The following is a 23268-nucleotide window of genomic DNA, read 5'->3' on the forward strand; positions in this document are numbered from 1 at the left end:
GCGCCTCGCACGAATACTCCAGGGGGTAGAGCACTGGATGGGCTAGGGGGTCCCACAGACTTACCAAACCTAACCAAACTCCGAATACCTGGAAGTACTATGCGGGAGACACACAGTGGGTGCTAACGTCCATTGTGGAGAGGGAAACAACCCAGACCAACAGCTAAGGCCCCCAATTCGTGGCTAAGTGGGAAAGGATGTAGAAATCCCAAAACAACCAGGAGGTTGGCTTAGAAGCAGCCATCCTTTAAAGAAAGCGTAACAGCTCACTGGTCTAAATAAGGGTTTCCGCGCCGAAGATGTACCGGGGCTCAAGCCACGAGCCGAAGCTTTGGGTTCATCCGCAAGGGTGAGCGGTAGCGGAGCGTTCCGTAAGCCCGTGAAGGGACAGCCGTGAGGCATCCTGGAGGTATCGGAAGTGCGAATGCTGACATGAGTAACGAGAAACACTGTGAAAGACAGTGTCGCCGAAAGTCCAAGGGTTCCTGCGTAAAGTTAATCTTCGCAGGGTTAGCCGGCCCCTAAGGCGAGGCCGAAAGGCGTAGTCGATGGGAACCACGTTAATAATCGTGGGCCAGCAGGTGGTGACGCGTGGGAAAAGTCGTTCGGACTTACTGGATTGTCTGGGCGGCGAACCTGCGCCAGGAAATAGCCCCTGCATCAGACCGTACCCGAAACCGACACAGGTGGACAGGTAGAGTATACCAAGGCGCTTGAGAGAATGACGCTGAAGGAACTCGGCAATTTACCTCCGTAACTTCGGAATAAGGAGGCCTTCCGTTCGCGCAAGCGGGCGGGAGGGGCACAGACCAGGGGGTGGCAACTGTTTACCAAAAACACAGGGCTCTGCGAAATCGCAAGATGACGTATAGGGTCTGACGCCTGCCCGGTGCCGGAAGGTTAAGAGGAGGAGTGCAAGCTCTGAATTGAAGCCCCGGTAAACGGCGGCCGTAAATATAACGGTCCTAAGGTAGCGAAATTCCTTGTCGGGTAAGTTCCGACCTGCACGAATGGCGTAATGACTTCCCCGCTGTCTCCAGCGTCAGCTCAGTGAAATTGAATTCCCCGTGAAGATGCGGGGTTCCTGCGGTCAGACGGAAAGACCCCGTGCACCTTTACTGTAACTTTGCACTGGCATTCGTGTCGGCATGTGTAGGATAGGTGGTAGGCGTTGAATCGCGGGCGCCAGCTCGCGTGGAGCCACCCTTGAAATACCACCCTTATCGTCATGGATGTCTAACCGCGCTCCGTCATCCGGGGCCGGGACAGTGCATGGTAGGCAGTTTGACTGGGGCGGTCGCCTCCCAAAGAGTAACGGAGGCGCGCGATGGTGGGCTCAGAGCGGTCGGAAATCGCTCGTCGAGTGCAATGGCATAAGCCTGCCTGACTGCGAGACAGACAAGTCGAGCAGAGACGAAAGTCGGTCATAGTGATCCGGTGGTTCCTCGTGGAAGGGCCATCGCTCAACGGATAAAAGGTACGCCGGGGATAACAGGCTGATAACCCCCAAGAGTCCATATCGACGGGGTTGTTTGGCACCTCGATGTCGGCTCATCACATCCTGGGGCTGGAGAAGGTCCCAAGGGTTCGGCTGTTCGCCGATTAAAGTGGTACGTGAGCTGGGTTCAGAACGTCGTGAGACAGTTCGGTCCCTATCTGCCGTGGGTGTCGGAGAATTGAGAGGATTTGTCCCTAGTACGAGAGGACCGGGATGAACATACCTCTGGTGGACCTGTTGTGACGCCAGTCGCAGTGCAGGGTAGCTATGTATGGACGGGATAACCGCTGAATGCATCTAAGCGGGAAACCCACCTCGAAACGAGTTCTCCCTCGAGAGCCGTGGAAGACGACCACGTTGATAGGCCGGATGTGGAAGCGCGGCGACGCGCGGAGCTTACCGGTACTAATAGCTCGATCGGCTTGATCGTTCTCATTAATCCATGCCCATCCCAAAAGATGGACGCGATCGAAAGACAAAACAGTTTGCTTCAACTTGCCCTTTGCCGGCCTGGTGGCCTCGGCGGAGCGATCAGACCCGATCCCATCCCGAACTCGGCCGTCAAACGCTTCAGCGCCAATGGTACTATGTCTCAAGACCTGGGAGAGTAGGTCGTCGCCAGGCCTGCAAAGGACAAGCCGTTTCCTTTTTGCGATGTGCGAATGGGGAGCAGCGAATAGCGAGTAGAAAATATCTATTCGCCATTCGCCGCTCCCTATTCTCGTCTTTGGCGCGGGGTGGAGCAGCCCGGTAGCTCGTCAGGCTCATAACCTGAAGGTCACAGGTTCAAATCCTGTCCCCGCAACCACTTCATTCATAAATCAATCACCGCCCCGATCTGATCGTCGGGGCGGTTTTTATTTTCATAGTCGGTCTACGAACAATAGATTGAAACAGGCACTTAGGTAGTGCAGGATAATCCCGGCGCCCATCGTCGCCTTCTAGGGTCGGCCAGAGTGACCTTTTGCCGAGAGCTACACGCGCCCGATTCGTGAGTTTGATCAAATAGTTTCGGTGGCAAACGATTGCTTCAGCAATGATGACTTTCTCCCCCGACGCCTCCAGCTCATCCCTAGACGCCGCGACGTTCCATCGTCGTCGGTGCTGCCCAGCGCTTACGTTCCGATGACTTCGGCAGCGCCCTCCTGTTTCGCCACCGGAGCCTATCCAGCCGCGGCTCTGATCTCGCACTTCGTGTTCGGGGAGCGTAACGTCTCTTCATTTCACCTGCGGCGCCCATGAACGAACACCCTCGACCCGAGGCCGCCGCCATCAGTGTCGACGGCGGTCTTTCGGCGCTGTGCGGCCTCGCCGCCTATTACCGGATCGTCGCGGATCCGGCGCATATTCGCCGAGAACTGGCTTTGCGCGACGGGCCGGTGAGTTCTCAGGATATCGTGCGCGCGGCCCTTCTGATCGGCCTGAAGGCGCGCATCATCGCCAATCCCGACGGGAACCGCATCGGCGCATTGCCGGTTCCGTCGATCGTCCGAATGCGCGACGGTTCCTTCCATGTGCTCGGCGGACGGCTCCCCTCCGGCAACTATCGGCTCGTCGATCCCATCACGCGGATCGATCGCGAGCTGCCGCTCGAGCGCCTCGTCGAGGAGATGGGCGGTGAGGCGATCCTCGTCTCCCGCAAGCTCGGCGGCGCCGGCGTCGATCCGCAGACATTCGGCTTCAAATGGTTCCTGCCGTCGATCTGGCGCTACCGGCGCCCGCTCGCGCATGTGATCGCCGCCTCCTTCGTCGTGCAGATCTTCGCGCTCGTGACGCCGCTGTTCTTCCAGGTGGTGATCGACAAGGTGCTCAGCCATAAAGGCTACGACACGCTCTTCGTCCTCGTCGGCGGCCTCGCCGTCATCGGCCTGTTCGACGTCGTCCTGCAATATCTGCGCAGCTATGCGCTGTCGCATACGACCAACAGGATCGACGTCGAGCTCGGGCGACGGCTGTTCTTTCATCTCTTCCGCCTGCCGATGAGCTATTTCGAGACCCGCTCGGCCGGACAGACGGTGGCGCGCGTTCGCGAGCTCGAGACCATCCGCTCCTTCCTCACCGGACAAGGCCTGTTCTCGGCGCTCGATATCTTCTTCACCATCGTCTTCATCATCGTCCTCTTCGCCTATTCCTGGAAGCTGACGATGATCGTTCTGATCTCGATTCCGCTCTATCTGCTCATCGCGCAATTGGTTCGCCCGGCGCTTCGCGAGCTGATCAAGGAGAAGTTCAATCGCGGGGCCGAAAGCCAGCAGATGCTGGTCGAGGCGATCGTCGGCGTGCAGACCATCAAAGCCGCGGCCGTCGAGCCGACCATGCAGGCGCAATGGGAGGAGAAGCTCGCCGCCTATGTCTCCTGCTCCTTCGATGCCGGGCTCGTCGGCGCGGGCGGGCAGAGCGCGATTCAATATGTGAGCAAGCTGACCAGTGCGGCGCTGCTGCTGTTTGGCGCCAAGGCCGTGATAGACGGCGAGCTGTCGGTCGGAGAGCTGGTCGCCTTCAACATGATCTCGGGGCAGGTCGCCCAGCCGATCCTGCGGCTGTCGCAAATCTGGCAGGACTTCCAGCAGGTCCAGATCTCCATCGACCGGCTCGGCGACATTCTCAACATGCCGACCGAGCCGCTGAACGTCGCGCATGGCCATCTGCCGCGGGCCAAGGGCGCGATCGAGCTGCGCAATGTCGCCTTTCGCTACCGCTCGGGCGCGCCCGAGGTCCTGAAGAACGTCTCTCTGTCGATCCGGCCGGGCGAGGTCGTCGGCGTCGTCGGACGCTCGGGATCGGGAAAATCGACGCTCACCAAGCTCATTCAGCGCTTCCACCTGCCCGAGGAGGGGCAAGTGCTGGTCGATGGCGTCGATCTCTCGCAGGTGAGCCCGGCCTGGCTGCGCGCGCAGATCGGCGTCGTGCTGCAGGAAAATCTTCTGTTCAACCGTTCGATCCACGACAATATCGCCCTCTCCAACCCCTCCATGTCCCGCGCGCAGGTGATGGTCGTTGCGCGGCTCGCCGGCGCCGACGAGTTCGTTGGCAAGCTGCCGCGCGGCTATGACACGGTCATAGAGGAGCGCGGAGCCAATCTCTCGGGCGGCCAGCGGCAGCGCATCGCCATAGCCCGCGCGCTCGCCATGAATCCGCCGATCCTCATCTTCGACGAGGCGACCAGCGCGCTCGACTACGAGAGCGAGCGCGTGATCCAGAAGAACATGTTCGAGATCGTCAAAGGCCGCACCGTCATCATCATTGCTCATCGGCTTCAGGCGGTGCGTCCCTGCAACAAGATCATAGGCATGCACGAGGGGCGTATCGTCGAGGTCGGAACCCATGAAGAGCTGCTCGCGAAAAATGGCGTCTATGCGCATCTCTGGGCGCTGCAGAACGATCTGACGAGGGCGTGATGACGATCTGGAGCCGCTTCGCCGACAAGCAGAGAGACATGGTTCGACGGCGCATGGCGCGCTCCGACCAGGAGTTCCTGCCGGCGGCGCTCGCCATTCTGGAGACGCCGCCTTCGCCGATCCAGATCGGTCTGTTGTGGAGCATCTGCCTGCTGGCGGTTTTCGCGATCGTCTGGAGCTATTTCGGCGAGATCGACATATTGGCGACGGCCCAGGGAAAAATCCAGCCGTCCGGCCGCGTGAAGACCGTGCAGCCTCTGGAGATCGGCAAGGTCGCCGCCGTTCACGTGGAGAACGGGCGGCATGTCGCGGTCGGGGACATTCTGGTCGAGCTCGATCCGACCGAGGCCGTGGCGGATGAGGCTTCGTCCAAGGCGGCGCTCACCGCCTTCCGGGCCGAATGGCTGCGGCGGAAAATCGCCATCGCCGCGGCGGAGCGGCGCGAGGTCGCGCAGGCGCAGAAGATCGACTGGCCGGACGATATTCCGATCGACACACGCGGACGCGAGCAGAGAGTCCTCGACGGAGATTTGTCGCAATTGCGATCCTCGGCGCAAACCTTCGAGGCTCAGATCATCGAGAAGCATGCCGAAGAACAGCGCCTCGGGAATACGATCGCCGCGCAGGGGCTCCTCGTCGAGACGCTGAAGAAGCGCGTGGACATGCGCGCCGCACTGGTCGCGCGCAAGGCGATCGCGCCGGCGAGCCTGCTCGACGCGCAGGAGACGCTCCAGAATCAGCAGACGGCGCTGGCGACGCAAAAGGGCCAGCTCCTCGAGGCGCGCGCCAATGTCGAGGTTCTGACGAAGGAGCGCGAGAAGGCCTTCGAGAGCTTCATCGCCGATAATGCGCAGAAATTCGCCGAGGCTGGGCGTCAGATCGACGATCTCGAGCAGAAGGCGTCGAAGGCCCATGCGAGGACCGGCCATATGACGCTCGTCAGCCCGATCGCAGGCACTGTCCTCGGACTCTCGATTACGTCGCAGCATCAGGTCGTCTCGCCGGGGGAGGAGCTCAAGCGCATCGTCCCGGACGACGCCGGCCTCGAGATCGAATGCTATGCGGAGAACAAGGACGTCGGCTTTATCCAGGCGGGTCAAAAGGCGGTGATCAAGATCGAGTCTTTTCCTTTCACTCGCTATGGATCTCTCGACGGCGCCGTCACCCGCGTGGCGCGTGACGCCATTCCTGAGCCGGACGCGCAGGCGGCCGAAGCCAATCCGGCCAAGTCGCAGAAGACGAGCTATTTCGGCGGCGCGCAGCGCGTGCAGAATCTGGTGTTTCCGGTGACGGTGGCACCCGAGAGGCGGCTCATGAGCGTGGATGGCGTGGACGTTCCCCTCTCGCCGGGGATGTCCGTGTCGGTCGAGATCAGGACCGGCAAGCGGCGGATTCTGGAATATTTGTTCTCGCCGCTGGTCGAGACCGCGTCGCGGGCATTGCGTGAGAGATGAGAAGACGGCGCGGACCCCGATGGGGCCTCGTCGAGTGCGGCCAGAGTCGAGAGCGTTGCGTGATGGCGTTTCGAAAATCGATCCGATGTGCGACGGCCGCCTGTGCTCGTGGAGTTCCGTCCGGGCGAGCCCTCTTGCTCGGAGCGGCTCTGATCGCCTCGCTCGAAGGCCGTGAGACGCGGGCGGAGACTATGGAATCGGCGCTGGCCAAGGCCTATGTCGGCAATCCCGATCTCAACCAGCAGCGGGCCAATGTGTGGGTGCGCGACGAGGATGTCGCCAAAGCGGCGGGAGGCATGCGGCCGAAGATCAACGCCTCCGTCAATGGAGGCCCGCAATTCAATCGGCTGCGTCAGCCGGCCGGCCGGAACAGTTCCAATGAACGGCTCTACAGCATAGAGCAGACGATCGGCGAGCCGCGCGCCGCCGCCTTCGCGCTGTCGCAGCCGCTTTTCGATGGATGGCGCACGGATAATTCCATACGTCAGGCCGAGTCGGGCGTTTTCGCCGCGCGAGCGACCCTGCGCCTCACAGAACAGACGACGCTCCAGAACGCCGCGACCGCCTATATGAACGTGTTGCGCGACACGGCCGTTCTCGGCCTGCGCAAGAACAATATCGCCGTTTTGAAAGAGCAATTGCGGGTGACGCGGCATCGGCAGGAGCTCGGCGAGCTGAGCCCGACCGATGTGGCGCAGGCGCAGGCCGCGCTCGCCCATGCGGAGATGGAGCTGAATTCCGCTCAGGCGGCGCTCGAGGCCAGCACCGCCAATTTCCGTCAAGTGATCGGAGTGGAGCCGCAGCATTTGGAGCCTGCGCCTACGATCGAGCATTTGTTGCCGAAATCCTCGAGCGAGGCGATCGCCCTCGCGCTCGCCGAGCATCCGAGCGTCTCCGCGGCGCAGCATCAGGTCGACGCCGCCGAGTCGGCGGTGAAAGTCGGCGAAGGAGCCCTCCTCCCGACCGTCTCGGCGAATTTGCAGGTCAATCAGCAATATGAATCCTTCTTCGGCATCCCGGGCACGCGCCAGTTCACAGCGCAGGTGAGCGGCGCGCTGAACGTGCCGATCTATCAAGGCGGGGTCGAATATGCGTCGATCCGCCAGGCGAAGGCGCAATTGCGCCAGGCGCGCTTCAACGCCGACCTGCAGCGCGATGCGGCGCGCGCCGCGGTCGTATCGAGCTTCAGCCAGCTGAAGACGGCGATCGGCTCGATCGCCGCGGGGCGTGTCGCGGCGAAGGCGGCGGAGGTGGCGCTGAAAGGCGTACGCGACGAGGCGCAATTGGGCCAGCGCACGACGCTCGACGTGCTCAACGCTCAGCAGGCGCTGCTCAATGCGCGCGTCGATTTGGTGACGGCGCAACGCGATCGCATCGTCGCCGCCTACGCCGCCCTGGCCGCGCTCGGCCGCCTATCAGCCGAACGGCTGCGGCTGGAGACGACGATCTATGACCCGGCCCCGCATCTCGAAGAGAGTCGTGGCAAATGGTTCGGGCTGGACGGTCCGGGAGAAAAATAGCGCAGAGCGTGTTCGCCGCTTTCGTTACGAAGTCCCAAATCACGTCGAAATTCGATGTCGACGGCATTTCTCCTGGGCGCGTCGTCGGCGCGCCCAGGAGGTCGAGAACCATCAGGCAAATTGGAACTGGTTCTGATTGAGATTCGAAACCGCGACGTTTTTCAACGTGATCGCATCCGCCGCGCTTGCCGTGATCACCGTATCCGACCCGACCTGCTGCGCCGCTCCGATGAGATGCGCTCAGTCGGCGAAGATCGAGCTGTCGATCTGCATTCGATCGCTGCCGTCGAAACCAGAAATCTGATCCTGGCCGAAATTCGCTTCGAAAACGAATATCTCCGAAGAGCCCGTATCGTCGACGGAGTCGTTGCCGGCTCCGAACACAATTTTGTTACTACTTCCGGAGAGCGTTAGAGCGTCGCCAAATTCGAAAGCGACCGAATTGTTCGAGCCGTTGAGCGTGGCCTTTGCGCCGCCGCTCATGACGAGGGAGCCGTTGGACATTTTCACGACGTCGCCGGAACCGTTCTGCCCGTTCGTCGAGAGCGTGATTTTCGCTCCCGTCTCAGCATAGATCGTATTGGCGTCGCCGACAATGTTCGCGTCCACTCCCGCAAACACGGTGACCGTATTGTTCGATCCGTTGACGATCGTTCCAGATCCTCCCACCCAGACGCCGTCGGAGTTCGCGGAGACCACGTTGTCGTCGCCGCCTATTCCCATATTGCTGCCCGCGCCTCCGCGGTAATGACGTTGCGTGAACCAAAGACCTCCATTCGGGAGTCGGCGAGCAAGCTCGCAGAGCCATTCGATACATTGACGACATTGCCGGCGGCCCATGCGCCATTGCCGCCGATCGTCAGGACATCGCCGCTCCCAGCGTTGATGGTATTTCCGCCTCCCGTAACATGAACGATCGCGTTCTCCGCGAAGTTCAGCGTCTGATAGGATGCGGCGATCGCTTGGCCTGCCTGGGATACTATGTAGGCCAGATGCTCGGCGCTTTCGGCGAGCGCATAGATCATGTCGCCGCGGCTCACGCTATTATTGTCGAGCATCGACACCCAATCGGAGCTTTCCGTCGCGGTCGGGTTTCGTCCCAAGGAATTCAGATAGATCCGAGTAACGAAATCGGCGTTCGACAAGGCCCCATAGGTCTGGTCGAAAGTGCTCGGATTCGAGGTGTACGGCCACCACACCCATTGAACCGAGACGATATTGTTCGCCAGTCCCGCCTCATTGGCGCCTCCGCCGACGATCGCCTGATAGCCGTCCGAAAGTTCGGTGGCGGTCGGGTCGCGTCCGAGAGCCGTTTGATATACGTGCGTGACTAGGTCCTTGGCGAGCTGCTGATCGACGATATGGTCCGACGCCAAGGACGCCATCGACTGAACGGAATTGTTCGTCGTCGCATGGACGTTTCCGACAAGCACATGCTCCGCGCTCTCGGAGATCTGAGCCATCACGTCGGCGCGGCTGAGCGCTCCCGCGTTCAATTGCCCGAGATAGCCGGTGAGCTCGGCGACAGAAGGAGCGCGGCCGAGCGCATTTTCGAACACGCGTTCGATGAACTGCAGATTCGACAGACTACCATAGCGCGCGGAAAACTCGGTCGCGTTCATGAGATCATTCGCGATCTGCGTCGAATTCAACGCATTCGTCGACGAATTGATGTATTTGCCGATCAGCTCCTTTTCGTCGACCAGCATGTCGCGATCGAATGCGGAGTCGTACAAGCGCTCCGCCAAATCGAGATATTGTCCCAGAGCGCCGGACTCGATGCGAATCGTTCCAGAAGCGTTCGAGCTCGAGTAGACATAGGTGTCGATCTTGTTCTCATCGACCGTGTGCGACGAGGAGCCGATGGTGTTGCCACGGGAGTCTTTCGAGCTCCAATTGTAGCTCCCGGTTCCGTCGCCGAGCTCCGACCTGGTCTGAGAAATGCCGGCCGACGTGTTCATGGTCGCGGTCAGGCCGTCGAAGCTCGTCGTCGTCGTCGCTGTCGACCCATCCTTGAACGTGACCGTGGAGACCTTGACGCCGTCGGCGCCCTCTGTCACCGAGACGGTCTTATCTGTGACATTGTCCCCGTCGATATCGATCGTCGTGGTCGCGGACTTGCCGTTGGCGCTCGTGGTGAGGACCGACTTTCCTTTCAGGGCTCCCCCTGCATAGAAATCAGCGACCTCGCGCGTCACGCTGCCGTCCGCATTCAACGTCGTCAGGTCGGTCTCTGTCTCGATGGCGGAACCGAGACCGTTCAGATCGATCTGCGATGTCTTCGACAAGACGTTTGCGCTGACCGTCGTGACGATGCGGGCTCGTAGTGTGCCATTCGAGTTGAAATCCGACGTTGTGACGGTATGGCTCCCGTCCGCATTGAGACGCTCGACGCTCGATCGGGACCAATCGACGGAGCGATCGCCGTTCGTGTCGATCGCCTCCAGCGCCGTCAGGCCGTTAGCGCTCTCGAGCGTGACGATTCTGTCCTTCAGCGCGCCGCTGGAATTGGTTTCCCACACGACGCTGCCCGATGCGCCGCTCGCCTCCTGACGACTATTCTCGAAATGCTCATAAGCGCCGTCGCCATTGGCGTCGCGCGCCAGATTTTGTCTCAGCCCGTCCCAGCTGACAGTCGTCGTCTCCTTTCGACGCAGCGAGCCGTCGAGATTCTTGACCGTTCGCGTGTCCGCGGCAGCCCCGTCGACCGTGACTGTCGAAACGTCAGTCGTATCGTAGGTCCCGTCGCCATTGACGTCGAGCTGATAGGTCGTCGCCAAATTCGAGTCGTCGACCGTGGTTACGGCCCTGTCGATCAGGATGGGCGCGTTCGATCCGTACAAAAACATCGTCCCAGGATCGGTCGACTGATCGATCACGACCCGTGTCGTCGAACCGTCCGAATTATAAGTCGTGACGTCGCTCGACGCCAGGTTGATGCACGCGCCGCCGTTGGAGCCCGTCCATTGTTTGGAGATGGAGAGGCCATTGGCGCTGACGGTCGTGACGATCTGCTCGCGAATGCTACCGGACGTCGAGCCATTATACTGGGTATAGGTTCCAACCCTGCTGCCGTCGCCGTTCAGGACTGTGACATCTGTCACGGCCTTCACGACGTCGAGGGACTCGACCGGCCAGAACGAACTGCCCCCGATCCATATCCAGTGGGTCACCAGCTCACTGAAGTCAGTCTCTTTTGACAAGCCGTCGGCGCTCACTGTAGACGCGCGTTGGTTTTTGACCGAACCGTCTGCTTTGAAATTGGCGATCGTATCGATCGTGGAGCCATTCGACTGAATCTGAACGGTCTCGGTCTGATCGTTTGCGCCATTGCCGTCGATATCGTGGTTGATCGTCGTGCTGCGTCGATCCGCGCTCACTGACGTAATCGTCTGGTCGCGCAAGGAACCATTGCCGTTGTTTCGGCTGACGGTCTCGGCATGGCTATTGTCGGCCGCGACGCTGCGTGCATCCGTCGTCGTCAAATCATAGGCGCCATTTCCATCGAGATCTGCTTGCGTCGTGATCGTCAGTCCGTCGGCCCTCGTCGTGACGACCGAATTTTCGCGACATGATCGGCGGCGCAGGATCGCCGAGCTTGATCGTCTTGGTGACGACGTCCGCCGGCCAGAGCGAATCCGAGCCCGCCCAATGAACAGCGACGGGCTGCGGGATCGCTTCGACCACGGCGACCACCAATTGTCCATGGAGCGCCGCGCGAAGCTTCGGATTCGCGCCGCCGGCAGCGGACACGACCAAATGCGCCTTATGCCTCTTCACCGCGGTCGACGCGCCCGGCCAATACCAAGCGTTTTTCACGCTAGGATCCTCTTCGTCGATCGGACAAGGCGCGTCCACCGGCAACACGGTCAGAAGCAGCCCTTCCGCCTGTAACAGTAAAGAGCCATTTGCCGCATCTGGAAAGGTTTCGACGCCGGGAGTTCGCGATCGGATGGCGTTCGCCAATGCGAACCCCTCTGGCGTCGGGCCGGTCGTCATCACGATCGCGAGCGCGATGCCCTCTTCTGCGCTTCCGCTGGAATCTGTCATGGTTCGATGTTCGATCAGATTTTGAAGCCGTGGCCGGCTTCAGGCATCGAACAAATCAATCGACGCGAGAACAACGTTCTCGCCAAATAGTTTGCGTGGACCATGCCGCTTGCCCCACAGAATTCAAATCTCTTCGACTGCAGGGTAGGCAATGCGCGTCGAAGCGGTCAAGGGGAATTTTCGGCAGCCGCAATCAAAACAGCTTTTTCGGCGATTCGATTTGAACTCCCGGCGCAAACGGGCCAGCGAAACAGGGACTACTCACTCTATCACAATTTCCTCGCCGAACGCCACGCGGCGAATTGCGTCTCCTGCCGGGCTTATTGTCTAAGTGTCGGTCCGAAGACAAGTTGAATCGGATGAATCGCTTGTGATTCAATAGAGGCAGTCTGATTCTCGCGGAGACCGCCGATGTGGACGAATGAACATCGCGCGCGCTACGATCGTAGCAAATTGCGCTACCCGAGCGACGTGACGGACGCGGAATGGGTGCTCGTCGGACCGCTGATCCCACCGGCGAAACGGGGCGGCGGGAAGCGCACGGTCGAGATGCGCTCGATCGTGAACGGCTTGATGTATGTGCTCTCGACCGGCTGCCAATGGCGCGCGATCCCCAAGGATTTGCCGCCCAAGAGCACGGTCCATGGCTATTTCGATCTTTGGACATACGACGGAACGCTCGATCGCATCCATCACGCTCTCTACGTGAAGTGTCGCGAAGCAGCAGGGCGCGAGGCCAGCCCAACAGCCGCGGTCATCGACAGCCAGAGCGTGAAGAGCGCAGAAAAAGGGGCGTCGCATCGATCTGCATGGCTACGATGCAGGAAAAAAGATCAAGGGCAAGAAGCGGCACATTCTCGTCGATACGATAGGCTTGCTGCTTCACGCGCTCGTTCATCCGGCCGACATTCAGGATCACGATGGCGGCGTTCTGGTCTTGCGCACGATGTTTGGAAAATTCCCGTTTCTGCAAAAGCTGTTTGCCGACGGCGGCTATCAGGGCCCGCAGTTCCGTGACGCCCAGAAGAAGGCCTTGCCGTTTGTCGACATCGAGATCGTCAAGCGCTCCGATGCGGCCAAAGGTTTCGAGGTGCTGCCTCGTCGATGGGGCGTCGAAAGAACCTTTTCTTGGCTCGGTCGCTGCCGAAGGCTGGCCAAGGACTTCGAAAACCTCAATCGCAAGGCGCTGGCGTTTCTTCACCTCGCCTCCATCCGCCTCATGCTCAGAAGGATTTGTAAGCACGCATGAAGTTAACGGACAGACTCTAATGCCCAATCATGTTCATCTCATCCTCACACCCGCGACGACGGAGGGGCTGTCTTGCGCCGTGGGGGAAGCGCATCGCCGCTATACCGCGTTTTTCAACGCCCGCGCGCGCGTCACCGGATCTGTTTCAGGGCCGATTCGCCTCCGTCGCGATGGACGAGGCGCATCTCGTCGCCGCGCTGCGCTATCTCGCCTTCAATCCGGCGCCCGCTCGCCTCGCGGCGCGGCCCGAGGATTGGCCGCACGGCGGCGTCGCGGCGCATCTCGTCGGCCGTGACGACCCGCTCGTCGATGTCGCGCCGGCGTTAAAGCGGGTGGCGCGCTTCGCCGACCTGTCGGAGTTGACGCTCCAAGAGCAGATGGCGCTCGAAGGTTTCGAAACCAAGAGCGTCAACGGACGGCCGATGGGAGCCGCGGATTTCATCTCCTCGGTGGAGCGGCCGCTCGGTCGCGCCGTCACGCCCGGCAAACGCGGACGGAAGTCGAAGGGAGCGAAAGGCGAGAATTAATGGTTCATGTCATGTCACGGTAATAGGGGATCTGGACGAAAACTCGGCCTGCCTGCGGTCGAAAATATCTTTTCGGTCCGAATGTTTCGGTGTCGACGAATCCTTGGCGCCACTTTCGGGTCGTCGCTCCGCGCGAGCTGGCGCGACGCTTCGAGGACATTCCGGGAGTCGGGCCGGTGACGGCGCTCAACTTCATTTCGGCGATCGACGACCCATCGCGCTTTTGCCGTTCACGCGATATCGCGGCCTATTTCGGATCGGCATCGCGGTGCTGGCAATCCGGCGCTTCGATCGATGTTCGGGGACGCATCTCAAAGGCCGGCGACCCGGATGTACGACGTTCGTATACGAGGCGGCATCGGCGCTGATGACGTGATTCAAGGGCAAGGACAAGCTCAAAACGTGGTGTGAGGCGCTGGCCGAACGCGGTTGTCGTCGCAAGGCGGCGGTCGCCGTGGCGTACAGGATGGCGGTGATCATGCACGCCGATCTGGCGCCGAGGCTCGTTCTACGAGGGCGCTTCATTCGCCGACGTGGCGACGGCCGACGCGCGCCGGCGCCGCGAGGAAGTGCGTCTGTTGCACGCATATCGTTGAGCCGGTAGGAGAAGCGGGAGGAGCGACGTTTCGCGGGCCCGACCGCGAACTGAACGCAGAATCCGCGCGAGACGATGGGAACTGGCGCAGACGAGGAGCGACGGGGAAGGCGCGCGTCGTGAAGCTCAATCCGCAACGCGGCTCGCATGGTCCGAAGATGCGCGGCGCCGCGAGCAAGGCCGTCGACGCCCATCTCCGCTATCTCGAACGCGATGGCGTCACCCGCGACGGCGAGAAGGGCCACGCCTATTCGGCGATCGAGAATGAGGCGGACGGCCGCGCCTTCGTCGAGCGCGGGCGCGAGGACCGTCATCAGTTCCGCTTCATCGTCGCGCCGGAGGATTCCGTCGACATGGCTGATCTACGCGGCTTCACGCGAGACCTCATGCGGCAAGTGGAGAAGGACCTCGACACAGGTCTCGACTGGATCGCCGTCGACCATCACAACACCGGCCATCCTCACACCCACATCATCGTCCGGGGCGTGCTCGACGACGGCCGCATCCTCAATATCGCCGGCGACTATATCGCGCATGGCGTTCGTCACCGGGCGAGCGAGCTCGTCACGCTGGAGCTCGGCCATCAGAGCGAGATCGAGCTTCAGACGAAGCTCACGAACGAAGTTACGGCGGAGCGGCTGACGCGGCTCGACAAGATGTTGCTCGCCGAGCAGCGCGAACAAGGCGTCATTGATCTCAGGCTCGGGGAAGGCGCCTCCTATCTCGGTCCGAGAGAACCGGGCGCTGCTGCTCGGCCGCGTGCGGCGTCTGGAACGCTACGGGCTCGCTGCCGAACTCGAGACGGAACGGTGGGCCATTTCCGACCGCGCCGAGCCGATGCTCAAAGAATTGGGAGCGCGAAACGAAGCGATCGAGACCATCCGTCAGGCGCTGGCCGGTCACGGTCTGGCGGACGAGCGCGGCGTCGCGCAATATGTTTGCCACGAGGAGACCGGAAAGGAACAGATCGTCGGCCGAGTCCATCATATGGAGTTCGCCGATCCGACCCGCATCGAGGAGGTCGGCCGAGGCATGATCATCGAAGCCGCGCCCGCCGCTTCCGGTTCGAGGCCCGCCGATCGTAACATCGCCATCGTCGCGGAGGACGACGGCGTCTACCGGCCGAGCGCTCATCTCGAACGCATCCGCGAGAGCTTCGAGCGGCAGGGCAAGGACCCGGACGCGTTCGTCCGTTTCCATGTCCGCCGGCTGGAAGCGCTGCGCCGGGCCGGGCATGTCGAACGCGTCGACGCGGATCACTGGCGCGTGCCGACGGATATCGTCGAGCGCGGCCAAAGTTATGATCTGGCCCATGGTGGCGACGGACTCCGTGTGCGCACGCTCTCGACCTTCGACCTCGAACGGCAGATCGCGAGCGACGGAGCGAGGTGGCTCGACCGCGAACTCGTCGCCGACAAGCAGAGTCCGATAGTAGAAGCAGGCTTCGGTCGCGACGTGAAGAACGCGCTCCACCGGCGCGGAGAGCGGTTGGTGGAAATGGGTCTCGCCACGGACAATGGAAAATCCATCTCCATCCCTCGCGGCGCCATCGCTACGTTGGAGCGGCGGGAGGTAGAACGTGTCGGCCGTCAGATGGCAGCCGAGCGCGGGCTGTCGTATTCGCCGAGCAGGCCAGGGGAACATGTGTCGGGGCGGTTGGCTGGCGTCGCCAATCTCGCCAGCGGGCGCTTCGCGATGATCGAGGATGGCCTCGGCTTCCAGCTCGTGCCCTGGCAACCCGTTCTCGAAAAGCGCATCGGCCAATATCTCAGCGGTGTCCACCGCGATGGTGGCGGAATCGAGTGGGACCTCGGCCGGAAGCGCGGGCTGGGGCTGTGATGGAGTTGCTCCTTTCCATTTTGGAGCCGCAAGCGAGTTCTTGCAAAGCGGTACAGGCGCAGCGACGGCCATTTGAAAGGAATCGTCAGCCTTGCCGTGAGCCGAGGTTGGTCGACCAGCCGCCGCTACCGGCTCATGGCTGTTTTTTCCGTAGCCTCACACCCGGCCCCTCGCCATTCTCGTCGACGAAGATCACGCCCGCCGCTTCGAGGGCAGCGCGGATCGCAGCGACTGTGCGGGGCTTTAGTTCCTCTCCCGCCTCGAGACGAGAAACCGTCGCCGGCGCGACCTGCGCCAGTTCTGCCAGCTCCCGCACGCCAATTCCCAGGGCGACGCGCGCCATCTTGCATTGAACAGCTAACATTTTAGAACTTCGTTCTGTTTTTAGGTTGACGTTATGGGAATTCGGCGCTAAAAAGAGAGCGTCGTGACAAAACCATTACCACGCCATCCGACGCCGGAAAATCTATTTCCGGCGTACGCCGAGGCTTGCCTTTGACCAAAGCTCAGCAAAACTGCCGTCTTGCTGGACGATGAGAGGCCCTCGCTCATGCAGATCCCCTTGGCTAATGAGGAACTCGGATCATGGCTGAACCCGAGATTACCACGCGTGCGCTTTCTTTCACCCGAAGGACCCTGTTGGTCGCGGGCGTCGGCGCTACCGCGCCGGCGTCTTTCAGAGGAATCGCGGCTCTCGACACGTCGCGTATAGAAGCGGCCGACGCGGCAATGTCCCTGTGGACACAATGGAGGGCTGCCCAGGGCACCGCCGACGTGCTCTGCCAGAAGCAGCAAAGCTTGGAAACCCAATTGATGCAGTTGATTCGCGAGTCCTGCTCAATCGACAATACTGATTGCGCCGAGGCGGACCGCGCCGCTCAGGAAGAGGATGAGCGCGCCCGCTGGGCGGCCGCCGATTTGGCTGTCGGCTGCTCCGAAGCGAAAAAAGAGGAGGAGCGAGCCGTGGATATAGCGAAAGAACTCGCCGGTGCGCTGGCGGCCACGCGTCTTCCGTCGAAGGCGTGGCCGCCAAGCTCCACGCCGTGCTCCGCGAGGGTGAATGGTGCGAGAACTGCCCCGAATTTCCCTGGCCGCAAGTCCGCTCGGCGCTGATCGACTTGATCCGAATCGGTCGCCTCGACTCGTTTCCCGAGTTTTGAAGTGGCTGGCGCCGAAGATGTTATCGCACAATTTCGAGCTGCGCTTCCTCGGCCCGAAATTGTGGTGAGGCGCTTCTTTGCTCACAAAACGCGGGGAGGGCACATCTGACTCATTGGATCATGTTTCCTGTTGTCTAGACTGACTCATTGGAGTAGTATCTCTCATGGCTCGAACGGCTCCGATCAGCGTCGTCGAAACGACGGAGTTTCTGTCGGCGACCGGCAAGCTCATGAGCGACGAGGAACGGGCGCTTCTGGTGGATTATCTCGCCTACAATCCGACGGCCGGCGATCTGATCCCCGGAACGGGCGGCGTGCGGAAGCTGCGCTGGGGATTGGAAGGCCGCGGCAAGCGAGGCGGGGCGCGGGTGATCTATTTCCACCACGACGCCGGCATGCCGCTCTTCGCGCTGACGGCCTTCGCCAAGAATGAGCGGGCCGATTTGAGCCAGCAGGACCGCAATGACTTCCGGCAGCTTACGACGCTGCTGGTCGAGGCATTCAAGAGGAGAACGCCATGAGCAAGGTTGCCGACAGCATCCGGCGCGGGCTCGAGGAAGCGGTGACCTATGCCGAGGGCAGGGCGGACGATAGCGCCTATCGCGTCCATGTGCCGGAGAAGATCGACGTAAAGGCGATCCGCACACGCCTGGACATGACGCAAGAAGAGTTCGCGGGCCGGTTCGGGTTCAGCGTCAACACGCTGCGTCATTGGGAACAAGGCTCGCGACAGCCGGAAGGACCGACCAGAGCCTATCTTCTGGTGATCGAGCGCGCGCCCAAGGCAGTCCAGAAGGCTTTGCGGGCCGTGTGATGCGTGTAGAGTGTTTTGGACGACTACGCCAGAATCGCCGTTCGCGAGTATTTTTGCGCCGTCGTACGACGAAGGGATTTTCGGTCTTCTCATCCTCGACTTGCCGCTGCTTCATGCCCGTTTGATTTCGGAAAGAAAGCGAGCGACGGCATGGCGGATGACACGGAATCCGAGCCGGACGACCTCATACCGGCCAACGACAATCGAGGCCCGGACGGTAAACGGGATGAACCGGACCGGGAAACGCGGCGGCAGTTGAATCAGGTGGCGCTGACCATCGCGCGGCTGATCGGACGACGGATGGCGCGAGATCAGTTCGCGGCGCTCGGCGCCGCGAACGACAACAGGCCCAAAAACGCACGGAACGCCGAGGACGAGGAATAGAAGGAACGGAGACCGCCCATGACTCGCGTCGCGCTCTATGCCCGCTATTCGTCGGACAACCAGAGCGAAAGCTCGATCGAGGACCAGTTTCGCCTTTGCCGAGAACATGCGGGGCGCGAGCGATGGAAGATCGCGGGCGCCTATCACGACGCCGCCATCTCGGGTTCGAGCATGACCCTGCGGCCCGGCATCCAGTCGCTTTTGCAGGACGCGCAGCGCGGCCAGTTCGACGTCGTGCTGGGCGAGGCGCTGGATCGGATTTCCCGCGATCAGGCGGATGTCGCCACGCTGTTCAAGCATCTGCGCTTCGCGGGCGTCTCCATCGTCACCCTCGCCGAAGGCGAGATCAGCGAGCTTCACGTCGGCCTCAAGGGCACGATGAACGCCCTGTTCCTGAAAGACCTCGCGATGAAGACCCATCGTGGTCTGCGCGGCCGAGTGGAGAAGGGCAAGGCGGGCGGCGGCCTTTGTTACGGCTATCGCGTGGCCAAGAAACTCGACGCCAACGGCGAGCCGATTCGGGGCGATCGTGAGATCATCGCGGAGGAGGCGGAGGTCGTCCGGCGCATCTTTCGTGCGTTCGCGGCCGGCAAGAGCCCGAAGGCCATCGCGGTCGAACTGAATAAGGAAGGCATTCCAGGCCCGTTGGGCCGCGCCTGGGGCGATACGAGCATTCGGGGTCACGTCTCGCGCGGCTCTGGCATCCTCAACAATGAACTCTATGCCGGCGTGCTGGTATGGAACCGGCAGCGTTTCGTCAAAGACCCGGCGACCGGCAAGCGCGTCTCACGGCCGAATCCGGAAAACCAGTGGATCAGGACCGAAGTGCCGCATCTCAGGGTCGTGGACGACGATCTGTGGCAGGCGGCGCGGAATCGACAGCAGCAAATCTCGGCGATCTTCGGCCCCAATCCGGCGACCACGCGGGAAGGGAGGGCGCAGCGGCTACATCTAGCCAACCGACCCGTCTCCCTTCTTTCCGGCCTTCTCACCTGCGGATGTTGTGGCGGCAAGATCGGCATCCTGACTCCCGGCCGCTACGGCTGCCTCAACCATCATCGTCGTGGGACGTGCGACAACAACCGCACCATCCCTCGCGAGAAGATCGAGGGGCGGGTGCTGGCGGGGCTGAAGGACCGCCTTGTTTCCTCTGACGCGGTTGCGGAAGCGGTGCGCGCCTACGCCGAAGAGATGAACCGGCTGAACCATGAACGGCGGGCGCAGGCCGAGGTCGACCGCCGGACGCTTCAGAAGATCGAAAAGGGGATAGCCGGCATCATGACGGCGATCGAGGACGGCATGTACCAGCCATCCATGAAGGCGCGGATGGAAGACCTCGAACGGCAGAAGGCGGACATCGTCGCGCGCTTGTCGCAGGCTCCGACCGATATTCCAGACGTGCATCCCAACATCGCCAATGTCTATCGGCTTCGCATCGACCGCTTCACGGAAGCGCTCGACGATATGGACGGCGGTAGGCAGGCAGCGGAAGCGCTGCGCTCGCTCATCGGCGCAATCGTGCTGACGCCCGGACAGAAGCGCGGCGAGGTTCACGCCGAGCTACGCGGCGAGTTGTTCGGCATACTCGACTTCGTCAAACCCGGTGAAAACCAACCGGGAACGAAATTCATGCCAGCGGTCGCAGCGAGTCCCCGCAACCATCGATGTCGGCGATAACAAATCGCCAACCAGCCCGACTTCCGAAAGGACGTCGGGCTTTTTCTTGTCCGCCGCAAACCGAAGCATCGCAGCCAAGTCGCCGCGTAGGACGACCGCAATGAGCGTCCCTACCGCGATCTCTTCAAGCTGGCTGGTTCTCGTCATGGGAGACGGATTCGATTTTTTCGGGCGGCGCGGATTTTTTGGCGTGTTTCGCCGATCTCATACGTCTAAGGCCAAGAACAGATTTGAATGCGATTGCGTCGGACGAAGCGAGGTCGCCATCGACCCCGCTGTAGGAGGAGTTTGCCTGATGTCGCAAGAATCATTGCATTCCGAGAGCAATTTTACAGACGCTGGCGCGATCGGGGCGCGGAGCAAGATCGATGTCCTGCAATCGCTGGAGCCGCTGAACGCGAGTGGCGTCGGTTCGAGCGCCGATTCGGCATGGCGTCCATTCTATCCGACGTTCGGCAACTCCTATCTCGATCGCCAGGAGGCGATCGAATCGAATGCGCGGACCTATCCGCGCCGACTTCCCTTGGCGCTCAAATCGGGTCGCGGCGTGAGGGTTCGAGATGTCGAGGGAAGGGAGTATATCGACTGTCTGGCGGGGGCCGGCGCTCTCGCTCTCGGTCATAATCACGCGGTCGTCGTCGACGCGATTCAGAACGCATTGAGCGAAGATATCCCGTTTCAGACGCTCGATCTGCCGACGCCTCTCAAGGATCGCTTCATCGGCGATCTCTTCGAGAGTCTGCCGCCGGAATTCGCAAAGAATTTCAAGATACAATTTTGCGGACCGTCGGGAGCCGACGCCATCGAGGCGGCGTTGAAACTCGTCAAGACGGCGACGGGCCGCAGAGGTATCGTCGCGTTCCATGGCGCCTATCATGGCATGACCCATGGCGCTTTGAGCGTCAGCGGCGAAAGCGTTCCAAAAAACGCGCTCAGCGGATTGTCGGCGGAGGTTCAGTTTCTTCCGTATCCTTTGGACTACCGCTGCCCTTTTGGATTGGGCGGGGACGCCGGCGCAGATATGGGCGCGCGATATATCGAGACGATGCTCGACGACCCCAACAGCGGCGTCCTGCTTCCGGCCGGGATGATCATCGAGGCGGTGCAGGGAGAGGGCGGCGTCAATCCGGCTCCGGACGAGTGGCTGCGTAAAATACGCGGCATGACCAAGCGTCGCGGCATTCCGCTCATCATGGACGAGGTGCAGACGGGGCTCGGACGGACGGGGCGCCTCTATGCGTTCGAGCATGCGGGCATAACGCCCGACGTGCTCGTATTGTCCAAGGCCATCGGCGGCGGCCTTCCCTTGTCCGTCATCGTGTATCATCGCGATCTCGACGATTGGAAGCCGGGCGCGCACGCCGGGACGTTTCGCGGCAATCAGCTCGCCTTTGCCGCCGGCGCGGCGACGATCCGCCATATTCGCGAACACGCCTTGGATCGCCATGCGGCGGAAATGGGCCGGAATATGCTGGCGGCGCTCCGATGCGTCGCAACGGAGGCGCGCTGTATCGGCGATGTCCGAGGGCGTGGCCTCATGATCGGCGTGGAAATCGTCGATAGGGACGCGGTCGGCGCTTTCGACGGCGCACCACCGGCATCTCCGAAGCTCGCGCGTCAGATTCAGCACGAATGTCTGCGTCGCGGATTGATCGTGGAACTGGGCGGAAGGCAGGGCGCGGTCGTGCGGTTTCTGCCGCCTCTGATCGCGACCGGGGCGGATGTCGACGCGATCGTCGATCGCTTTCGAGAAGCTGTCCGGGCCGCGGAAACGATACGCTAGGGAGGCCTTTCATCATGGCTTGGGAAGAAGACGAAAACGCCATCTACACGGTCGTCGTGAACCACGAAGAACAATATTCGATCTGGCCGGACTACAAGGACATTCCAAAAGGCTGGCGCGCCGTCGGCAAGACGGGGCGCAAAGCCGAATGTCTCGCTTACATAAAGGAGGTCTGGACCGACATGCGTCCTCTCAGCCTGCGTAAGCAGATGGCGGAAGCCGAAACCGGAAGAGCCTGACCCGGTCGCTTTCGCGAGCTGATGCGGATGCGCCGCGGATCGAATGCGTCGCATGCCTCTCGCCTGCGAATGCGGCTTTGCCGCAAGCAGACTCCTCTTGACCTCGAACGGCCCATGATCGGGCCGATCGCATAGACGCGCCTCGATTACGAGTTGGAAACGCCATGTCGGTCGCATTTGAGGTTGATCGTTTGGATCGCTTGTCTCCCGACGAATTCGTCGAGAACTATGTTCGTTTGCGGCGTCCGGTGGTCGTCTCCGACGGGTTGAGAAGATGCGCGGCGCCTTCGCTCTGGAACCTGGAGCATCTTCGACGATGTGCAGGCGACCGGAACATTGTCCTCAAGGATTGGGGGGCTTCGGGCATCCGCCTCGACCGCGCGCTGCTGGGCGATTATGTCGACGCTCTGGAGCTCTATGAATCGCGAGGGGACACGGCGACGGCGCAAAAGCCGGCCTATCTGCACGACGTGCCGCTGACGAGCATATTGCCGGACGCGGGCGTTGACCTCGAAGGGTTTCCCGCAAATTTCTTTCCGTCATGGTACGGCGCGGAGTGGCCGACATTCGCCCAGCTCTTTCTTGGACCCTCGGGAAGCGTGACGCCGCTGCATTTCGACTGCCTGCTGACACATAATTTATTCTTCCAAGTGATGGGCAGAAAGAAGTTCACGCTGCTTCCTCACGAGCAGATCGAATATTGCTATCCCTATAATTGGCGATGGTGCGAGGTCGACGTCGAAAAGCCCGATTACGATCGGCATCCGCTCTATCGACTGGCGAAGCCGACGGAAGTCGTCGTCGAACCCGGCGACATCCTGTACATGCCGCCGGGCGCGCTCCATCACGTGCGCAGCCTCGATTGCGCTCTCTCGTTCAATGTGGACTGGCATACGAAGGACAGCGCTCTGCGCGGGGCGCTCTCGTTCCTGCGCGGCATGCCCGCAAAGAACATCTACTACAACATGATCGTCGCATTCGGACTGTGGAGCGGCGTCTCCACGAAGCGACTGCTCCCGTACTATCGATCCTATCTGAATTACGTCTCTTGAACGAAGCTGTTCATAAGCGCTTTGGCGAA

18 protein-coding genes, 1 tRNA gene, 2 rRNA genes and 2 pseudogenes (1 of these 23 only partly in view) are annotated in these 23268 nt (G+C 61.3%); 19 read left to right on the forward strand and 4 right to left on the reverse strand.

The features are described from left to right. The 6 genes from IY145_RS17430 to IY145_RS17455 all read left to right on the forward strand — a co-directional run. A 23S ribosomal RNA gene (locus IY145_RS17430) occupies nt 1-1928 on the forward strand (it extends 929 nt beyond the left edge of the window). A 79-nt stretch (nt 1929-2007) separates the two neighbouring features. Next, nucleotides 2008-2122: ribosomal RNA gene (rrf, locus tag IY145_RS17435) — 5S ribosomal RNA — on the forward strand. Between the two features lie 107 nt (nt 2123-2229). Then, a tRNA-Met gene (locus IY145_RS17440) sits at nt 2230-2306 on the forward strand. A 430-nt stretch (nt 2307-2736) separates the two neighbouring features. After that, complete coding sequence (locus IY145_RS17445) at nt 2737-4896, forward strand: peptidase domain-containing ABC transporter (protein ID WP_196409374.1); 2160 nt, start codon at nt 2737-2739, stop codon at nt 4894-4896. Then, complete coding sequence (locus IY145_RS17450; protein ID WP_196409375.1) at nt 4896-6350, forward strand: HlyD family type I secretion periplasmic adaptor subunit; 1455 nt, start codon at nt 4896-4898, stop codon at nt 6348-6350. The genes IY145_RS17445 and IY145_RS17450 overlap by 1 nt, the downstream gene beginning before the upstream one ends. A gap of 134 nt (nt 6351-6484) precedes the next feature. Further along, nucleotides 6485-7870, forward strand: a complete 1386-nt coding sequence (locus IY145_RS17455; RefSeq protein WP_246722079.1) for a TolC family outer membrane protein — start codon at nt 6485-6487, stop codon at nt 7868-7870. A gap of 240 nt (nt 7871-8110) precedes the next feature. Here IY145_RS17455 and IY145_RS26335 read toward each other — a convergent pair whose 3' ends face one another. From IY145_RS26335 to IY145_RS17470, 3 genes are read right to left on the reverse strand one after another with little or no spacing between them, the layout of a single operon-like run. Then, the gene (locus IY145_RS26335) at nt 8111-8569 is read right to left on the reverse strand and encodes a DUF3060 domain-containing protein (protein ID WP_196409377.1); all 459 of its coding nucleotides are present in this window, start codon (nt 8567-8569) and stop codon (nt 8111-8113) included. A 14-nt stretch (nt 8570-8583) separates the two neighbouring features. Continuing rightward, entirely contained in the window at nt 8584-11355 is a 2772-nt protein-coding gene (locus IY145_RS17465; RefSeq protein ID WP_196409378.1) for a DUF4214 domain-containing protein, read from the reverse strand. A 1-nt stretch (nt 11356) separates the two neighbouring features. Further along, nucleotides 11357-11920 (reverse strand): hypothetical protein, encoded by a 564-nt coding sequence (locus IY145_RS17470; RefSeq protein WP_196409379.1) that lies wholly within the window; start codon nt 11918-11920, stop codon nt 11357-11359. 411 nt (nt 11921-12331) lie between these two features. On the opposite strand from IY145_RS17470, the gene IY145_RS17475 reads away from it, so the two are divergent. The 5 genes and pseudogenes from IY145_RS17475 to IY145_RS17490 all read left to right on the forward strand — a co-directional run bounded on the left by IY145_RS17475 (nt 12332) and on the right by IY145_RS17490 (nt 16130). Further along, nucleotides 12332-13169, forward strand: a protein-coding gene (locus tag IY145_RS17475; RefSeq protein WP_196409380.1) for an IS5 family transposase whose coding sequence is annotated in 2 segments (ribosomal slippage) — nt 12332-12720 and nt 12719-13169 — 840 coding nt in all. Because the reading frame shifts where the segments join, the coding sequence is not laid out codon by codon here. Between the two features lie 170 nt (nt 13170-13339). After that, nucleotides 13340-13696: a hypothetical protein gene (locus tag IY145_RS17480; RefSeq protein ID WP_196409381.1), complete on the forward strand. Its 357-nt coding sequence runs from the start codon at nt 13340-13342 to the stop codon at nt 13694-13696. 116 nt (nt 13697-13812) lie between these two features. Then, nucleotides 13813-14292: pseudogene (locus IY145_RS17485) on the forward strand (transposase); the annotation flags it as partial. 352 nt (nt 14293-14644) lie between these two features. Next, nucleotides 14645-14752: pseudogene (locus tag IY145_RS26605) on the forward strand (hypothetical protein); the annotation flags it as partial. Nucleotides 14753-15050: 298 nt separating this feature from the next. Continuing rightward, complete coding sequence (locus tag IY145_RS17490) at nt 15051-16130, forward strand: DUF3363 domain-containing protein (protein WP_312030639.1); 1080 nt, start codon at nt 15051-15053, stop codon at nt 16128-16130. Nucleotides 16131-16263: 133 nt separating this feature from the next. On the opposite strand, the gene IY145_RS17495 is transcribed toward IY145_RS17490, so the two are convergent. Then, nucleotides 16264-16494 carry a helix-turn-helix transcriptional regulator gene (locus IY145_RS17495; RefSeq protein WP_174800285.1) on the reverse strand — a complete coding sequence of 77 codons (231 nt, stop codon included), beginning with the start codon at nt 16492-16494 and terminating at the stop codon, nt 16264-16266. 221 nt (nt 16495-16715) lie between these two features. Here IY145_RS17495 and IY145_RS17500 point away from each other — a divergent pair, with 221 nt between their 5' ends. The 8 genes from IY145_RS17500 to IY145_RS17535 all read left to right on the forward strand — a co-directional run bounded on the left by IY145_RS17500 (nt 16716) and on the right by IY145_RS17535 (nt 23239). Next, on the forward strand, nt 16716-17243 hold the full coding sequence (locus IY145_RS17500; protein WP_196409382.1) for a hypothetical protein: 528 nt from the start codon (nt 16716-16718) through the stop codon (nt 17241-17243). Between the two features lie 211 nt (nt 17244-17454). Next, complete coding sequence (locus tag IY145_RS17505; RefSeq protein WP_246722082.1) at nt 17455-17811, forward strand: type II toxin-antitoxin system RelE/ParE family toxin; 357 nt, start codon at nt 17455-17457, stop codon at nt 17809-17811. Beyond that, nucleotides 17808-18104, forward strand: a complete 297-nt coding sequence (locus IY145_RS17510) for a DNA-binding transcriptional regulator (protein ID WP_196409383.1) — start codon at nt 17808-17810, stop codon at nt 18102-18104. The genes IY145_RS17505 and IY145_RS17510 overlap by 4 nt, the downstream gene beginning before the upstream one ends. 150 nt (nt 18105-18254) lie before the next feature. Continuing rightward, nucleotides 18255-18488, forward strand: a complete 234-nt coding sequence (locus IY145_RS17515; protein ID WP_196409384.1) for a hypothetical protein — start codon at nt 18255-18257, stop codon at nt 18486-18488. An 18-nt stretch (nt 18489-18506) separates the two neighbouring features. Next, complete coding sequence (locus tag IY145_RS17520; RefSeq protein ID WP_196409385.1) at nt 18507-20165, forward strand: recombinase family protein; 1659 nt, start codon at nt 18507-18509, stop codon at nt 20163-20165. Nucleotides 20166-20460: 295 nt separating this feature from the next. After that, nucleotides 20461-21948 (forward strand): diaminobutyrate--2-oxoglutarate transaminase, encoded by a 1488-nt coding sequence (locus tag IY145_RS17525; RefSeq protein WP_196409386.1) that lies wholly within the window; start codon nt 20461-20463, stop codon nt 21946-21948. Nucleotides 21949-21962: 14 nt separating this feature from the next. Then, nucleotides 21963-22187 carry an MbtH family protein gene (locus tag IY145_RS17530; RefSeq protein WP_196409387.1) on the forward strand — a complete coding sequence of 75 codons (225 nt, stop codon included), beginning with the start codon at nt 21963-21965 and terminating at the stop codon, nt 22185-22187. Nucleotides 22188-22351: 164 nt separating this feature from the next. Continuing rightward, nucleotides 22352-23239, forward strand: a complete 888-nt coding sequence (locus tag IY145_RS17535) for a cupin-like domain-containing protein (RefSeq protein ID WP_196409388.1) — start codon at nt 22352-22354, stop codon at nt 23237-23239. The last annotated feature ends 29 nt before the right edge of the window (nt 23240-23268 follow it).

This window comes from Methylosinus sp. H3A (genome assembly GCF_015709455.1).
Classification (GTDB): domain Bacteria; phylum Pseudomonadota; class Alphaproteobacteria; order Rhizobiales; family Beijerinckiaceae; genus Methylosinus.

What these genes read in the sequence shown, in the direction of transcription:
- IY145_RS17480 (WP_196409381.1), top strand. Translation starts at nt 13,340, where the DNA reads ATGGACGAGGCGCATCTCGTCGCCGCGCTGCGCTATCTCGCCTTCAAT.
- IY145_RS17450 (WP_196409375.1), top strand. Translation starts at nt 4,896, where the DNA reads ATGACGATCTGGAGCCGCTTCGCCGACAAGCAGAGAGACATGGTTCGA.
- IY145_RS17510 (WP_196409383.1), top strand. Translation starts at nt 17,808, where the DNA reads ATGAGCAAGGTTGCCGACAGCATCCGGCGCGGGCTCGAGGAAGCGGTG.
- IY145_RS17500 (WP_196409382.1), top strand. Translation starts at nt 16,716, where the DNA reads ATGGCTGAACCCGAGATTACCACGCGTGCGCTTTCTTTCACCCGAAGG.
- IY145_RS17495 (WP_174800285.1), bottom strand. Translation starts at nt 16,494, where the DNA reads ATGTTAGCTGTTCAATGCAAGATGGCGCGCGTCGCCCTGGGAATTGGC.
- IY145_RS17525 (WP_196409386.1), top strand. Translation starts at nt 20,461, where the DNA reads ATGTCGCAAGAATCATTGCATTCCGAGAGCAATTTTACAGACGCTGGC.
- IY145_RS17520 (WP_196409385.1), top strand. Translation starts at nt 18,507, where the DNA reads ATGACTCGCGTCGCGCTCTATGCCCGCTATTCGTCGGACAACCAGAGC.
- IY145_RS17445 (WP_196409374.1), top strand. Translation starts at nt 2,737, where the DNA reads ATGAACGAACACCCTCGACCCGAGGCCGCCGCCATCAGTGTCGACGGC.
- IY145_RS17530 (WP_196409387.1), top strand. Translation starts at nt 21,963, where the DNA reads ATGGCTTGGGAAGAAGACGAAAACGCCATCTACACGGTCGTCGTGAAC.
- IY145_RS17505 (WP_246722082.1), top strand. Translation starts at nt 17,455, where the DNA reads ATGGCTCGAACGGCTCCGATCAGCGTCGTCGAAACGACGGAGTTTCTG.
- IY145_RS17515 (WP_196409384.1), top strand. Translation starts at nt 18,255, where the DNA reads ATGGCGGATGACACGGAATCCGAGCCGGACGACCTCATACCGGCCAAC.
- IY145_RS17535 (WP_196409388.1), top strand. Translation starts at nt 22,352, where the DNA reads ATGTCGGTCGCATTTGAGGTTGATCGTTTGGATCGCTTGTCTCCCGAC.
- IY145_RS17470 (WP_196409379.1), bottom strand. Translation starts at nt 11,920, where the DNA reads ATGACAGATTCCAGCGGAAGCGCAGAAGAGGGCATCGCGCTCGCGATC.